Raw genomic sequence first — 14857 nt, forward strand, 5'->3', positions numbered from 1 at the left:
CCCGCTCCGCTACCATGACTGCGTGACAATCTTCCTTGTCGTTATCGGCCTCCTCCTTGCCACCACTCTTGTCGCCGCGATCGGCGAACGGACGGGCTTGCCGTGGTCTGCACTGCTCACCATCGTGGTCGCCCCGGTGCTGTTCATCCCAGGCATCGAGACGGTGAGCTTGGACACTGAGCTGATCCTGCCGGTGTTCCTGCCGCCCTTGTTGTGGTCTTTGGCCCGCCGCACGAGTTGGGCCATGATCCGTGCTCAAGTACACGTCGTGCTTGTGATGTCGGTGGTGCTGGTCTTTCTCACTGTCGCGGCATTGACGGCGACGGCGATGTGGCTCATGCCCGGTATTGGTCTTGCAGGGGCGATGGTTCTAGCGGCGGCGATTGCCCCGCCCGACCCAGTGGCTGTTGACGCGGTGGCGGGGCCTGCGGGCATTCCCAAACGCATCACCGGCACTTTGCAGACAGAAGGCCTGTTCAATGACGCGGCCTCCATCGTCGCATTCAACGTGGCGCTCGGCGCCCTAGTCGCTGGGGGCGAGGTCGATTTCGGCGAAGGGTTCCTTAAATTCCTCTACTCTGCTGCCGCCGCCGTGATTATCGGGCTATTGGCAGGCCGTTTGGCGGCAATGTTTGTCAACACCGTTCCCGATTCAGTCATTCGGACTGCTTTCACGTGGGTGCTTCCCTTCGCAATCTTCGTCGCCGCCGAGGAAATTCATGCATCGGGTGTTATCGCAATCGTGATCGCCGCGGTTGAAATGTCATCACGTGCATCGTTCACCGCCGAGGACCGCCTCTCCGGTCAGTCGTTCTGGGAGACGGTGGAATTGCTGTTCACCGGTGTCGCTTTCGGACTCATCGGGATGAGTGTGCGCGACGCGATTGACACTGCCGGGACCAAAGTCATGGAAGCTATCCTCATCGGACTCGCGCTCTCCGCCGTCGCGTTCGTTGTGCGTTTCGCCTGCATGTGGGTGCTCTACCAGTTCAAGAAACGGATGAAACGGACTGACGTTGCCCCGCTGCGGTTGCAGGAAGTGCTGCTTATGACCTGGGCGGGCATGCGCGGCTTGGTCACCTTGGCGCTCGTTCTATCGATTCCCGCCGGAACAACCCTGTACCACCACGAATTCTCCGTCATTGCGCTCAGCGTGCTCACCTTCACAATGGTCATCCCCGGTCTACTTCTGCCCTGGCTGGTGGGCAAACTCGACCTAGACTCCGGACCGGACGCGCAAGGCGACCGGGTCAACGCCGAACTCAATCGGCGGGTGTACGTGGCCGCCCGAAAAGCTGTGCAGCAACATGGCTCCGAGTACGCGCCCGAAGCCTACGACATGGTCCAAGAGTGGCTGAATCTAATGGCGGAGAAGCGGCATGTGGATCCGGAGGGGTCGAAGGAGCGTCGAAAAGCGTTTGCTCAAGCTCGGCAGGCTGCCGCTGATATGCAACGCGTTGCGCTTGAGGCGGCAACCGCGGAGATGCAGCAAGCCCGCCGGGAGCGGCGCTACAACCCCGCGGACGTGGATGCCGTGCTCGACGAGATCGACCGGATGGTCATCGCGAGTGAGCGGGACGCTTTCGCGTCTCCGGGGCAGATGATCGCCCGGCGAGACCCCATGCAGTGATGATGAACGGCAGGGCCATGAACATGAAGCCCGGCATGTGCTTGACCATTTCGTCGATCGTAGCGTTGCCGGTAGCGGGCCATGTCGGGTTTGCCACAGTGAAGAGCAGTGCCAGGACGGTGAGCGGCCAATGCATGGGGGAGTGTGGGCGGCGCACAGTGAGAACGAAGGGGATGAACCAGATCGCGTAGTAGTTCTGCATCAGCCCGCTGACCATGAAGCCGCCGGCGAAGCACACGGCGATCGCCGTGAAGCTGAACATCACCGGGTCGATTTCCTTCCAGCGTTAGAGCGTGACGACGGCCGCCAGTGTCCCCATGAGCGTCAACACCGTCAGTGCCGTCACCGTCGCATCTGACCAGCCGTGCACGATGGCGAGCCCGCCAATGGAATCGTTGAACCGGGGACGGGGTTCGCTCAAATAGGGGACGAGGTTGGTGAAAAACAGTTCGGGCTCGTCGATGGTGAACCAGCCGATGGCGAATGTGACGATGGCGACCAGCGCCGCCACAGCGACGACGGCGACTTGGGCGAACGCCAGCGACACGATGAACAGCACACCGAACTGGGGCTTGATCGACACCGCGATACCTGCGATGATTCCGGCGGCGCACGCCTCCGGGCGGTTGAAGTGGCCCCTCCAGCCGACACCTTTTTCACGCAGTCGCAGTGAAAACCACACGAACAACACCTCGAGCAGCAGCATGAAACCGTTGATATTGGTCAGCGCTAACGTCCACTGGACCGGCTCCGGGGTGATGAAGAAGAAGGACACGGTAAGCGGAAACGCGACGTGGAACCAGCGGCGGGAGACCATCCACGACGCCAATGCGATCGCGCCGATGATCGATGCCGCGCCCAAGTACGCCATCACGGCACGGGCCATGGACTCGGTGGGGAACAGCGCTACCGGTGAGATCAGGACGGTGCCTGCCGGACTGTAGAGATAGTGCGGCATGTCGATCGTGTAGTCCGAGTTGAAGACCGGTTCGCTCGCGAAGTACTTGTTTGCAGCGCTCCAGATCGGCGTGAAGTCCGTTTCCGGGTTCTCTAGCGGGAACATGAACGCCGAACGGAGCAGGACAAAACCCATCAGCGTGTAGAGCAGCGGGATTGCTTCTCGACGGACCGGGTTGGCCGCGGCCGTGGTGGAGCGCCGCTTCGTGGGGAGTCGTCGATAAACACAGCCGGGAGATTAGCACGTCAAAACGGCGCGGCCGGCCGAGAAAAAATGACCGTAAGGTTAACAGCAGCGTTCGCTTAATGGCGCTAAAGTTAACGAACTGTGAACCTAGGTTCCGGGGTCGCGTTCTTGCTAATTATATTCATGCAGAAAGAGCTGCTCAAACGGGTCATACTTATTCAAGAAAGGCCAATACTTGTTGTTCACCAACTATCTGATAAAGTTAACTCCAGGTTAACAACAAGCGAAAGCTTGAAACCTTGCCCCGGGGTACCCCTCGGGCGCACCTTCAATTTCATGGCAATCAGAAACACGAAAGGAGGATGCCATGATCGCAATCAACAATATTTCCAAGGACCTGCACGCTCGGTTCGATGAGGAGCTCGGCGCACACGTCGTCGAGACGATCTTCCGCGACATCTTGAGCGAGCACCTGCAGCGGGCGGACGTTACCGATTGGGTTCCTGTTCTCGCCGGCCGCGACGCAGCTGAAAAGCTCGCGCGCTTCGCAGACGGCACCCTCGATTCCGGTGAAATCTCCGGGTCTCTGATTGCCGCATAACGCGGTCCGAATCTGCCCCGCCCCAGGAGTGTCCTGGTGCGGGGCTTTGAAGTGTCCTGGGTTTAGTTCCGATCATTTCTAGAGAAGGATTGGAATCATGCCAAGGAAGTACAGTGACGAGTTCAAGGCCAAGGCAGTGCGTTTGGCTGAGGACCTCGTTGAGCTCGAAGGGTGTTCGAAATGGGGTGCAGCCGTAGAGATCGGTGAAAAGCTCGGCATTCCAGCGCACACGCTCAACGATTGGCTGAAGCCGAATATGGTCTCATCCGATGTTGAGATTGGCGCCGGCGAGTCAACGGCTGACGAACTGAAGCGGCTGCGGAAAGAGATTAAGGAGCTACGCAGGGCTAATGAGATCTTGAAAACCGCGTCAGCTTTTTTCGCGGCGGAACTCGACCGTCCCACCAGAAGATGATCGAATACATCGATGCGTATCGCGATCGCTTCGGGGTCGAGGCTATCTGTCGCACATTGAAAAAGACAGAATGTGGGTTCATCACCTCTCGCGGTTACCGAGCAGCGAAAACACGAGCACCGTCGGCGAGAAGTTTGTCAGATGCGCTGCTTATTCCTGAATTGGTGAGGGTCTACGAGGACAACTTCAGCGTCTACGGGATCCGCAAGATGTGGAAGGCCATGCAGCGCGCCGGCTGGAACATCGGTCGTGATCAGACCGCGCGTTTGATGAAGCAAGCTGGCATTTACGGCCGCAGGCGTGGCCGCACACCGATGACAACGCTTCGGGCCAACGTGCCAGATTGCCGCCCTGACCTGGTCAACCGTGATTTCACTGCCCCCGCACCGCACCGGTTGTGGGTCGCTGACATTACCTATGTACGCACCTTGTCTGGTTTTGCCTACACCGCGTTTATCACCGATGTGTACTCCAGAAAGATCGTCGGTGTCGCGACCCGGGCGAGCATGCGTACCGATGAACTGCCGCTGGAGGCCTTTGAGCACGCCCTGTATCACGCTGGTGATCTTCGCTCAGAAGGGCTTGTCCACCACAGTGACCGCGGCTCGCAGTATGTGTCGATCCGTTACGGTGAAGCGCTCGCCCAGGCCGGTATCGATCCGTCTGTCGGCACCGTTGGCGACTCCTATGACAACGCGTTGGCTGAAACGGTCAACGGGCTCTACAAAACAGAGCTGATTTATCCCCACCGGCCGTGGGCATCGGTCGGTGAAGTCGAGATTGCCACCCTTCGCTGGGTGCACTGGTGGAACAACCAGCGACTTCATCAATCCCTAGGATATATCACTCCACAGGAGATGGAGGACGCTTACTATCAACGATCAGGCGCTCAAACGTTGGGCGTTAAATAAGCGGAACGAAAACCAGGACGCTTCACTTTTTGCTCTCTATGCCTTTACTGGTTCGCGGGAATCAGCGAAGTTATCGGTGTCCGCCCAGTCCTCGACGGGCGGGCGGGGGATCAGCGAATCATCGCGCCGCGTCATGGAGTGGTTATCCGAAATATAGGCGGAACCGTCGCCCATGAAGAAGCAGATCTGCTTGCCATGCCGCTCGATGAGTGCCCAGCCGTCCGTGACTAGCGAATGACATGCGCTGCACAAAGGGATCAGATTGTCCAAGTCAGTCTTTCCACCGTCTGCCCATTCCTTCATGTGGTGGATTTCAATGAAGCGGGTGTGCGTGCAGCCGGGCATTGCACACTGGTGGCCCCACATCGTCATCAGCGCGTTGACCTGCGCGTCAGTGGCGAAACGCTGTGCGCGGCCGACGTTGAGGATGAGTCCGGAGCTATCACAGACGTTGAGGCGGCTCATGCCATTGGCGACGAGGTTCGCCAGCGCCGCGGAAGGAACCTTCGGCGCCGCCGGCATGTAGGCGTGGCCGTCTGCGTTCAGCACGATGTTGACGTGCGCGCCAGGAGTGCGCAGCGTGTTCGTCGCCTTGGTGCGCACCATGTTCACGATGCCCATGAAGGACTGCAGGAGCGAACGGCCGATCGGCATGCCGTAGCCGGACACCGTCTGGCGGGCGGGCCGGGTTTCTTCGGCGGCGGCCTGCTGCTCGGCGTGATCCTGCTCGTAATAGGCCATTTCTCCGATCTTCAGTGCGGCTTTGAAGCAGCTTCCCTCCGTCCCGCTCATGACCCCTTCAACGGCCACGTCGCCATTGGGGAGGTCCTTGACGCGCAGGTAGCGCTCGGGTTGCTCCTCTTTAGGCTCCTTAGCGTCGTGGCCGGCGAGATACTTCTTCATCTGTTCGTGGCCGAGTTCCTTGGCCAGTTCGACGAGTTCAACCTCGTTGTCGGTGGTGAGGTACTTCAGCAGCAGGCGGACCGTGGAGTAATCGATCTCAGCGGCGCGGAATGCGTCCATGAGGAAGGTGAAATGCACGGCCTGTTTGGCGACGCGCAGCCATTCGTAAGCGGTGGAGAAGGCGATGCCGAATTCGCGGACGAGCCAGGACGAAGTGGAGGAAGCGCCGAAGGTCTTGGCGAATTCATTGACATCAAAGTCGTAGATCAGTTGGAGCAGCTCAGCCTTGCTCTTAGTTAGCGACTGCACGAGATATCGGATTCGGTCGACGAGGAGGATTACGTCTTTATCATATTTGAGAGTACGCATGTATCTACCTGCCGTTTTGTGGTTTGTTTTGGTGGTTGAATGAACTGTACAAAACGGGGTGAACCATGGAACCTGGTCGGACCTTTCGTCCTGTGGATAACTCCTTCGACGATGGGCCGGACACTATGCGCTGCATAGTTCCTGCGCTTTTGCGGGTGGTGGAGGTGATAGCGGTAAGGGGCGCTGAAATCAGGTGCACGTGTCGTCGATAAGCATGCGCGCTATGCGCTGCATAGTTCCTGCGGTTTTCAGCGTGTATTACGGTCCTGGCCCCGCGCGCCGGGGAATGGCATGTCGGTGGCAGCTATTACGCTTGAGGCCGTGAATGACATGAAAGCTGTCGATGTCCTGCAACGCATTCTGCTGCCCCGGAAGGGTGAGCCGCACGATGTGCGAATGCTCTACCTGATCGAGTCGGAGCAGAACACACAGCGTGTGAGCTGGCCGGACCGTTCGCGTGTGAGTGTGCCGGAAGGCGCAGAGGTCTCGTTCCAGACCTACTTCAACGCGTTCCCCGCCTCCTATTGGCGGCGCTGGTCACAGCTGGACACGGTGGTGCTGGCCATGGATGTGGAAGGCGCGGCGACGATCTCGGTGTACCGCTCAAAGCACGACGGCACCCGCATCTCGGTGCTCAACGTCGATGCGGCCGATGAGCGGGTGGAGATTCCGTTGCCGCTGCGCAATTTCGAGGACGGCGGCTGGCTCTGGTTCGATGTGACGACGGAGACGGGGCAGGGGGAGACGTCGATAAGCAATGCTGGCTGGTACGCGCCGTGCGCGCCGGGCGAACAGACGCTGCCGGACGGCACGACGATCGCGCCTGCAGAGAAGAAGGTCGCCGTGGGCATCCCCACTTTCAACCGCCCGCGCGACGCGGTCAATGCGCTGCATGCGCTGGCGGAGGACCCGCTGGTCCTGGGGGCAATCACGGATGTGCTCATGCCGGACCAGGGCAACCAGCACCCGGCGGATGAGCCGGACTTCGCGGAGGCGGAGGATAAGCTCGGCGGCCGGTTGAAGATTTTCAGTCAGGGCAACCTAGGCGGATCCGGCGGCTACTCCCGCATCATGTACGAGGCGCTGCACCAGACGGATGCGCCGTTCATCTTGTACATGGACGACGATATTGCCATCGAGCCAGACTCGATTCTGCGCGCGGTACAGGCGGCACGGTATGCGAAAAGTCCGATCCTGGTGGGCGGTCAGATGCTCAACCTGCAGGATCGCAGCCAGCTGCGCACCTCCGGCGAGCAGGTCAACCGCGCCGACTTCATGTGGGGCGCGGCGCCGCACGCGGTGTACGACCACGACTTTGCCAAGTATCCGCTGGGCTACCTGGGCACCCAGGAAGAAGAGCTCGACCCGCGTAAGATCACGTCGCGCGCGTTGCACAGGCGTATCGACGTCGAGTTCAACGGCTGGTGGATGTGCCTCTTCCCGCGCGTCGTCGCGGAGCGGATGGGGCTGCCGCTGCCGCTGTTCATCAAGTGGGACGACACCGAGTACTCATTGCGCGCAGGGAAAGCGGGCTTTCCGACGGTCACCTGGCCGGGCGCCGCCATCTGGCACATGGCCTGGGCGGACAAGGACGACGCGATCGACTGGCAGGCGTATTTCCACCTGCGCAACCGCCTCATCGTGGCGTCGATGTACCACGACGGCGACCCGAATGGCCTGCTCAAGTCCATGCTGAAGTCGAGCTACAAGCACATCATGTGTATGGAGTACTCGACGCTGGCGATCCAGATCGAGGCCATGAAGGACTTCCTCGCTGGCCCGGATCAACTCTTCGACATTCTCGAGTCCTCGCTGCCGCGCATCCAGGGCATCCGCAAGGACTACAGCGACGCTCAGGTCATCGAGTCCGCGTCCGACCTGCCCGCGCCGACGGGCGCGCCGGGCGTACCCACGCATGTCATCGGTGGGCGCTTGGCCAAGATTAAGAAGATCCCGTGGGCCATCAAGTCCCTGCGCCACCTGACCAAGGCCGAGGACCGCGCGCACTGGGAGGCGCCACAGCTCAACCTCACGGCCGAGGAGGCGCGCTGGTACACGCTGTCCCGCGTCGATTCCGCGACGGTGTCCACCGCCGGCGGCACGGGCGTGGCCTTCCGTAAGCGCGATAAGCAGCTGGCCAGCGACTTGCTGGAGGAGACGAAGGCGCTGCACAAGCAGATCAAGGAGCAGTGGCCGGGGCTCACCCGCGCATACCGCGAAGCCAAGCCAGAGCTGACCAGCCACGAGAACTGGGAGAAAATCTTCAATGAGCAATAGCAACTCCCTGACCTCCGCGGAGGTGCGCATCCTGCACGAGCTCCAGGGCGTGCTTTTCGACGCCCCCGGGGTCCTGCCCGCGGCACGCGGCATGAGCTTTTTCGGCGAACACGCCCTCGGATGGATGGGGATCGCTGGGGCGGGGGCGGCCGTCGATAGGCGGCGCCGCCGCAAGTGGCTGGCCATGGGGGCGGGCGCGTTCACGGCGCACGCGGCGTCGGTGGTGCTCAAGCGCATTGTCCGTCGCCGTCGCCCGGACGACCCGAGCGTGAGGATCGGTGTGGGAACCCCGTCGAAGATGAGCTTCCCGTCCTCGCACGCGACGTCGACAAGCGCCGCGATGGTCCACTTGGCCGACATCACTGGGTCGAAACTCCCGTACGCCGGAATTCCAATTATGATGACCTCCCGCATGGTCCTGGGGGTGCACTACCCCACGGACACCCTGGCCGGCGCGCTGCTCGGCATCGGGGTGGCACGAGCCGCAATCAACATTGAGAGGCGAACAGCGTGACGCAGCCTGTAGACGAGCCGTTTCTGAAATCCGAGCCCCACACCGAGGGCGTCGAGTACAACCGGAAAAAGAATCCGCCGAAGAACCTGCCGGACGCGATGATCAAGGGTCTGCGCCCGAAGCAGTGGGTCAAGAACGTCCTCGTTCTCGCCGCGCCGTTGGCGGCGGGGGCGGATTCGTTCACCTCGCGCACCTTCATCGACATCGCACTCGCATTCGTCGTCTTCTGCTTCGGCGCGTCCTCGATCTACTTGGTCAACGACGCCCGCGACGTGGAAGCGGACCGTGAGCACCCCACGAAGCGTTTCCGCCCGATCGCCTCGGGGATGCTGCCGATCAACCTGGCGTACGTCATGTCGGTGGTGCTCATCGCGCTGGCGATCGGACTGTCGTTCCTGGCCACGGATGGTCCGGCGCTGGCGACGGTCGTCGGCGTGTACATCGCGCTGCAGCTGGGTTATTGCTTCGGCTGGAAGCACATCCCGGTGATCGACATTGCGCTGGTTTCTTCGGGCTTCATGCTCCGCGCGATGGCCGGCGGTGTCGCGGCTGGAATCGATCTCTCGCAGTGGTTCCTGCTGGTCGCGGCGTTCGGATCGCTGTTCATGGCCTCCGGCAAGCGCTACGCGGAGCTGCTGCTCGCCGAGCGCACGGGCGCGAAAATCCGCAAGTCGTTGCAGGGCTACACGCAGACCTACCTGCGTTTCGTGTGGACGCTGTCCGCAACGGCGGTGGTCATGTCCTACGCGCTGTGGGGCTTCACGCTTAGCGACGGCGTCGATGAAGGCCAGGGACTCTGGTACCAAATTTCGATGGTGCCGTTCATCATCGCCATCCTGCGCTACGCCGCAGAAGTCGACAGCGGCAACGGCGGCGCCCCGGATGAGATCGCGCTCGAGGACCGCGTCCTGCAGGCACTCGCCCTGCTGTGGATCCTCGCCATCGTGATGGCTGTCTATGTTGCGCCCGCCATGGGCTAATATGTCGCGCATGGAAAAACGCGCCCGCATATCGCTGCTTGTTTCGGCAGCGCTAGCGGGCGTACTCGCATTTTCAGGCGGGTGGGCACGCCGCTGGATCAGTGACGACGGCCTGATCGTCCTGCGCACCGTGCGCAATATTTTGGCGGGCAACGGGCCTGTCTTTAATATCGGCGAGCGCGTGGAGACGAACACCTCGACGCTTTGGCAGTACCTCATCGTGGCGTTCAGCTGGGTGCCCGGCATGCGGCTGGAAGACGTGGCCATGTGGCTGGCGCTCATCTTGACCGTGGTCGGCGTGGTCGCGGCGACAATGGGGTCGGGAAAGCTGTGGCAGCGCGTGCACCCGGGTCTCGTCGCACCGTTCGGTGTGCTCATCTATCTGGCACTGCCGCCTGCGCGGGATTTCGCCACCTCCGGCCTGGAGTGGGGGCTGTCCCTGACCTGGATCGGCGTGTGGTGGGCGCTTCTGGTCAGGTGGTCGGCTGACGGGCGGGCGCAGCTGTGGCTGGCGTTCTGGGCTGGCCTGTCGTGGCTGGTCCGACCGGAACTGGCGCTGTACGGCGGCATCACCGGGATTGTCCTGCTGGCGGCCAACCGGCGCGACTGGAAGCAGATCGGGCTGATTCTGGCGGCGGCGCTGCCGGTGCCGGCGGGCTACGAGATCTTCCGCATGGGCTACTACGGCCTGCTCACCCCGCACACCGCGGTGGCGAAGTCGGCATCGGGAGCGTACTGGGGGACAGGTGCGCGCTACGTGTGGGACACGGTCAGCCCGTACGCGCTGTGGGCTCCGGTGCTCGTCGCGGCGGCGCTCGGCATCTACTGGGCGCTGCGCCTGTCGTCGCGGGAGAAGCTCGTGGCGGCCGTCGCGGTCGGCTGCGGGCTGCTGCACCTGCTCTACGTGGTGCGCGTGGGCGGCGACTTCATGCACGGGCGCATGGTGCTCCTGCCGTTGTTCGCCATGCTGCTGCCGGTCGCCGCGGTGCCGCTGACGCTGGTGGGCGGCATCTGCGCCGCGGCGGCGGCTCTGTGGGCGGGCATCGTTGTCGCGCGTGGCCACGACTTGGGCTTCGAGCCTTTCGAGGACGGCCCGGAGAACCTCACCATCGTCGACGAGCGCGAATTCTGGACGGCGGTGCTGCTGCGCGAATCCGGCAACCCGCCGCGGTACGCCGAGGATTTCTTAACCAGCGACCTGATGAACGGGTGGACAGACGGCGTGGCTCAAGCGGAGGAGGAGAACTCTGGCGCGCTCGCGATCATCCTCAAGCAGAAGGACCCGTTCGTCTACGACTGGCTTCCGCTGGACCGCGTGTCCAAGGACTCGGACCTGCAGAACCTCGCACCTACGGCCTACCTGATCAACTTGGGCATGGTCAGCGCGAACTCGGATCTGAATATGCGCGTGCTCGACGACGTCGGGTTGGCCACCCCTCTCGCCGCGCGCCAGCCCCGCATCGAGGGCGGCCGGATCGGCCACGACAAGCACCTTCCCGGCCACTGGAAATTCGCCGACACGGCTGCGGACACTGGGGCGCTGCTGGGCGACATCGACGCGCAGAAAGTGCGGGAAGCGCGCGCCGCGCTGCGCACCCCGGAGATTGCGGAGTTGCTGGCCACCTCCCGTGAACCGATGAGTCCCCGCCGGTTCGCCGAGAACATGAGGTTCGCGTTAACAAAAGGGCGGACCTTGGAGATCGCCGAAGACCCGGCGGTGTACCTCGACGACGAGACCCTCGCGCGCATTGAGGGTGGTGAAGACGTAGGTTTGTCCGGTCAGCGTATCGCCTGGCCAGTTCAATAGCTGGAACCAAAATTCAGCCGTTGATAACATCACCGTAACGCTTTGCGATACACCTGTGTGTAATCCGAAAAATTCCTGACCTATCTGATTGGTGGACACATGAACGCGATTTCTTCCGTGCGCCGCACGCTGATCGCTCTCGTCGTGGCAGTCGCCGCGGCGATGACGCTCATGATGGCTGCTCCCGGTGACGCGGAGGCAGCAGATAACCGTGGCTGGCTACGCCCTGATGCGACGGGTCACTGCACCTGGGACCCGGTGAAGTACTGGGTTCAGCGATGCGATGTTTATTCCCCGGCCATGGGCCGCAACATCCCGGTCCAGATTGTTCCGGCCGCACGCGGCGGCAACGCGGGCCTGTACCTCCTCGATGGTCTGCGCGCCACGGAGCGCACCAACGCGTGGGTCAAGGACGTCAACGCGGCCGCCGTGTACGGAGGCTCGAATATCACACTGGTCATGCCGATCGGCGGCGAGGCATCCTTCTACGCCGACTGGGCGAACGACCCGAAGTACGGCGACGGCAAGCCTTACAAGTGGGAGACGTTCCTGACCCGTGAGCTGCCGGGCTACCTACAGCGGCACTTCGGTGTCGCGCCGAACAACAACTCCATCATCGGCCTGTCCATGGGCGGCACCGGCGCGATGAACCTGGCCGCGAAGCACCCGAACCAGTTCCGCCAGGTGCTGTCCTTCTCCGGCTACCTGACCACCACGTTGCCGGGTATGCAGACGATGCTGCGCCTGGCGCTGCTGGATGCCGGCGGCTACAACCTGAACGCGATGTACGGTTCCATGATCAACCCGAACCGTTTCGCCAATGACCCGTTCCTGAATATGCAGGGGCTGCGCAACAGTGATGTTTATATCTCCGCCGGTTCCGGCGTTCCTGGCCCAGCCGACGCGAAGTACCTGCCGGAGCACCAGGCAGCCGGCGCAGCGCTCGAGTTCGGCGCAATGATCTCCAGCCGCGTCTGGGAGGCGAAGGCCCGTGCCCAGGGCCTCCGCGTCACCTCCGACTATCCGGCGCAGGGTCTGCACAACTGGGACCAGTTCGGTTACCAGCTGAACAAGACGAAGGGCCGTGTGCTCACGCACATGAACGCTTGGTAAGAGTGAGCGCCTGAAACCCTGGTGAACGGTGACTTCAGACACAATTGAGGTCATTGTTTCCCAGGGTTTTTCTGTGTTCACGGCGTGTCGTCCTGTAAAGTCTCAAGTGAAACTTAAACTTCATCACGAAGACCGGGCCCGGCCTGGGGGAGGGGAACCCCCAGGGCGGAGCGCCCGTTAGTCCGCTGTACCGTCAACTAACCAAAGGCTCTAACATGCGCTTTTCACCCCGACGTTCTCCCCGCAAGGTCACCAAGGGCCAGTTGCTCGCAGTCGCCGCAGTTCCCACAGCACTCGCTGTCGGGGTAGCCGTCGTGCCGGCTGTCGCGCAGAACAGCTCTTCTGGTTTGTCCAGCTCCCTGTCCTCTGGCCGCGGCATCTCTGACGGTCTGCGTCCTTCCGATCCGCCGCCGCGCACCCCGATCGAGGTCGATGAGCACCCGCAGATCCCGGGCCTGCCGGAAGGCGTGTCCGTGGACCGCATCGAGTGGCTGACGCAACGCCGCGTCGCTGTGTTCATCAACTCTCCGTCGATGCCGGAGCAGCCGATCCAGGTGCAGATCCTGCTGGCGCGCGACTGGCACTCCAACCCGCAGGCCAAGTTCCCTGAGGTGTGGGCGCTTGACGGTCTGCGCGCGCGTGACGACGAGAGCGGCTGGACCATCGAGACCAACATCGAGCAGTTCTACGCGGACAAGAACGTCAACGTGATCATGCCGGTGGGCGGCGAGTCCTCCTTCTACTCGGACTGGCAGAAGCCGAACAATGGCAAGAACTACAAGTGGGAGACCTTCCTGACCAAGGAGCTCGTCCCGCTGCTGAACGAGAAATACCGCTCCAACGGGAAGCGCGCTGTCGTCGGCCTGTCCATGGGTGGCACCGCCGCAGTCAACTTGGCGGAGCGCAACCCGCACCTGTTCAACTTCGTGGGTTCTTTCTCCGGCTACTTGGACACCACCACCTCCGGTATGCCGCTGGCCATCAAGGCCGCACAGAAGGACGCTGGCGGCTACGACTCGGAGGCGATGTGGGGTCCGCTGGGCTCCCAGGACTGGATTGACCACGACCCGAAGCTGGGAATCGAGAACCTCAAGGGCAAGACCGTCTACGTTTCCGCCGGCTCTGGCCAGGACGACTACGGCAAGCCCGGTTCCGTGGCCACCGGCCCGGCAGTTCCGGCCGGTGTGGGCCTGGAGGTCATCTCCCGCATGTCCTCCCAGACCTTCGAGCGCTACGCCAAGCAGGCGGGCGTGCCCATCATCACCCGCTACCGCCCGTCCGGTGTCCACGCGTGGGACTACTGGCAGTTCGAGATGACCCAGGCGTGGCCGCACATCGCGGATGCCCTCGAGGTCTCCGAAGCGGACCGCGGCGCCGACTGCACCCCGGTCGGTGCGATCGCTGAGGCCACCAAGAGCGGTGTCATCGGCAGCTGCGTGACCAATGAATACGACGTCGCCGGCGGCAAGGGCAAGGCTGAGGAATTCCGCGGCGGCACCGCATTCTGGTCCCCGGGGACCGGCGCGCAGATCGTGTTCGGCGCCATCCTGGCTAAGTACAACGAGCTGGGCGGCCCGGCTGGCTGGCTCGGCTTCCCGAAGACGGGCGAGCTGAAGACCCCGGACGGCAAGGGACGCTACGTCCACTTCGAGCACGGCTCCGTCTACTGGACCCCGAACACCGGGGCCCAGGCGATCCCGGGTGACATGTTCGCGGCGTGGGGCGCTTCCGGCTACGAGCGCGGCCCGCTCGGTTACCCGGTGCAGGAGGCGCAGGCGGCCGGAGGCGGCTACGTGCAGAAGTTCGAGAAGGGCTACCTTTCCCGCAACCCGGAGAAGGACGGCAAGACCGACCACTTCATGGTCTACGGCGCCATCGGCGCGAAGTACGGCGAGTTGGGCGGCGCCCGCTCCGACCTCGGCTTCCCGACCGGCAACGAGAAGAAGGTCAACGGCGGCTTCTTCCAGGAGTTCGAGCACGGCAACATCTACTGGTCCCCGGCTTCCGGTGCGCACGTGATCTACTACGGCGAGATCTTCGACCACTGGGGCAAGAACGGCTGGGAGCAGGGCAAGTTCGGCTGGCCGACCACGGACATGAAGGACATCCCGACTGGCGGAAAGACCATCTCCTTCCAGAACGGCACGCTGGACCTCGTCTTCGGCCAGGTCCGCGAGCGCAAGAACTAGGTGG

Annotated in this window: 12 protein-coding genes; 9 read left to right on the top strand and 3 right to left on the bottom strand. The window is 62.5% G+C overall.

Annotation, left to right across the window (positions count from 1 at the left end):
* Nucleotides 1-22 precede the first annotated feature (22 nt).
* Entirely contained in the window at nucleotides 23-1630 is a 1608-nt protein-coding gene (locus tag QYR03_RS08730) for a sodium:proton antiporter (RefSeq protein ID WP_301713476.1), read from the top strand.
* Here the strand turns inward: QYR03_RS08730 and QYR03_RS08735 are convergent.
* Together QYR03_RS08735 and QYR03_RS08740 are read right to left on the bottom strand one after the other, a co-directional pair.
* Nucleotides 1560-1892: a hypothetical protein gene (locus tag QYR03_RS08735; protein WP_301713477.1), complete on the bottom strand. Its 333-nt coding sequence runs from the start codon at nucleotides 1890-1892 to the stop codon at nucleotides 1560-1562. The genes QYR03_RS08730 and QYR03_RS08735 overlap by 71 nt on opposite strands.
* 24 nt (nucleotides 1893-1916) lie before the next feature.
* On the bottom strand, nucleotides 1917-2723 hold the full coding sequence (locus QYR03_RS08740; protein ID WP_301713478.1) for a glycosyltransferase family 87 protein: 807 nt from the start codon (nucleotides 2721-2723) through the stop codon (nucleotides 1917-1919).
* 418 nt (nucleotides 2724-3141) lie between these two features.
* On the opposite strand from QYR03_RS08740, the gene QYR03_RS08745 reads away from it, so the two are divergent.
* Nucleotides 3142-3375, top strand: coding sequence for a three-helix bundle dimerization domain-containing protein (locus QYR03_RS08745; RefSeq protein WP_301713479.1), 234 nt, complete (start codon nucleotides 3142-3144; stop codon nucleotides 3373-3375).
* 97 nt (nucleotides 3376-3472) lie between these two features.
* Nucleotides 3473-4701 (top strand): IS3 family transposase gene (locus QYR03_RS08750; protein WP_301978559.1). Its coding sequence is split into 2 segments (ribosomal slippage): nucleotides 3473-3746 and nucleotides 3746-4701, totalling 1230 coding nucleotides; the frame shifts between segments, so codons are not numbered across the junction.
* A 36-nt stretch (nucleotides 4702-4737) separates the two neighbouring features.
* Here QYR03_RS08750 and QYR03_RS08755 read toward each other — a convergent pair.
* Entirely contained in the window at nucleotides 4738-5973 is a 1236-nt protein-coding gene (locus QYR03_RS08755) for an HNH endonuclease signature motif containing protein (protein WP_301713414.1), read from the bottom strand.
* A gap of 330 nt (nucleotides 5974-6303) precedes the next feature.
* Between QYR03_RS08755 and QYR03_RS08760 the strand changes: the two genes are divergently transcribed.
* The 6 genes from QYR03_RS08760 (at nucleotide 6304) to QYR03_RS08785 (ending at nucleotide 14853) form a co-directional block, all read left to right on the top strand.
* Entirely contained in the window at nucleotides 6304-8250 is a 1947-nt protein-coding gene (locus QYR03_RS08760; RefSeq protein WP_301713416.1) for a glycosyltransferase, read from the top strand.
* On the top strand, nucleotides 8240-8764 hold the full coding sequence (locus QYR03_RS08765) for a phosphatase PAP2 family protein (RefSeq protein WP_301713413.1): 525 nt from the start codon (nucleotides 8240-8242) through the stop codon (nucleotides 8762-8764). The genes QYR03_RS08760 and QYR03_RS08765 overlap by 11 nt, the downstream gene beginning before the upstream one ends.
* The gene (locus tag QYR03_RS08770) at nucleotides 8761-9744 is read left to right on the top strand and encodes a decaprenyl-phosphate phosphoribosyltransferase (protein WP_259851633.1); all 984 of its coding nucleotides are present in this window, start codon (nucleotides 8761-8763) and stop codon (nucleotides 9742-9744) included. Before QYR03_RS08765 ends, QYR03_RS08770 begins: the two co-directional genes overlap by 4 nt.
* 10 nt (nucleotides 9745-9754) lie before the next feature.
* Nucleotides 9755-11551: a hypothetical protein gene (locus tag QYR03_RS08775; RefSeq protein WP_259851632.1), complete on the top strand. Its 1797-nt coding sequence runs from the start codon at nucleotides 9755-9757 to the stop codon at nucleotides 11549-11551.
* A gap of 99 nt (nucleotides 11552-11650) precedes the next feature.
* Nucleotides 11651-12664, top strand: coding sequence for an alpha/beta hydrolase family protein (locus QYR03_RS08780; protein ID WP_259851631.1), 1014 nt, complete (start codon nucleotides 11651-11653; stop codon nucleotides 12662-12664).
* Between the two features lie 215 nt (nucleotides 12665-12879).
* Entirely contained in the window at nucleotides 12880-14853 is a 1974-nt protein-coding gene (locus tag QYR03_RS08785) for an alpha/beta hydrolase-fold protein (protein WP_301713412.1), read from the top strand.
* Nucleotides 14854-14857 lie beyond the last annotated feature (4 nt).

This window comes from Corynebacterium sp. P4-C1, from assembly GCF_030503595.1.
Lineage (GTDB): Bacteria > Actinomycetota > Actinomycetes > Mycobacteriales > Mycobacteriaceae > Corynebacterium.

Coding starts and splice junctions, on each gene's coding strand:
- QYR03_RS08780 (WP_259851631.1), top strand. CDS start 11,651: ATGAACGCGATTTCTTCCGTGCGCCGCACGCTGATCGCTCTCGTCGTG.
- QYR03_RS08765 (WP_301713413.1), top strand. CDS start 8,240: ATGAGCAATAGCAACTCCCTGACCTCCGCGGAGGTGCGCATCCTGCAC.
- QYR03_RS08735 (WP_301713477.1), bottom strand. CDS start 1,892: ATGTTCAGCTTCACGGCGATCGCCGTGTGCTTCGCCGGCGGCTTCATG.
- QYR03_RS08775 (WP_259851632.1), top strand. CDS start 9,755: ATGGAAAAACGCGCCCGCATATCGCTGCTTGTTTCGGCAGCGCTAGCG.
- QYR03_RS08760 (WP_301713416.1), top strand. CDS start 6,304: ATGAAAGCTGTCGATGTCCTGCAACGCATTCTGCTGCCCCGGAAGGGT.
- QYR03_RS08740 (WP_301713478.1), bottom strand. CDS start 2,723: ATGGGTTTTGTCCTGCTCCGTTCGGCGTTCATGTTCCCGCTAGAGAAC.
- QYR03_RS08785 (WP_301713412.1), top strand. CDS start 12,880: ATGCGCTTTTCACCCCGACGTTCTCCCCGCAAGGTCACCAAGGGCCAG.
- QYR03_RS08755 (WP_301713414.1), bottom strand. CDS start 5,973: ATGCGTACTCTCAAATATGATAAAGACGTAATCCTCCTCGTCGACCGA.
- QYR03_RS08745 (WP_301713479.1), top strand. CDS start 3,142: ATGATCGCAATCAACAATATTTCCAAGGACCTGCACGCTCGGTTCGAT.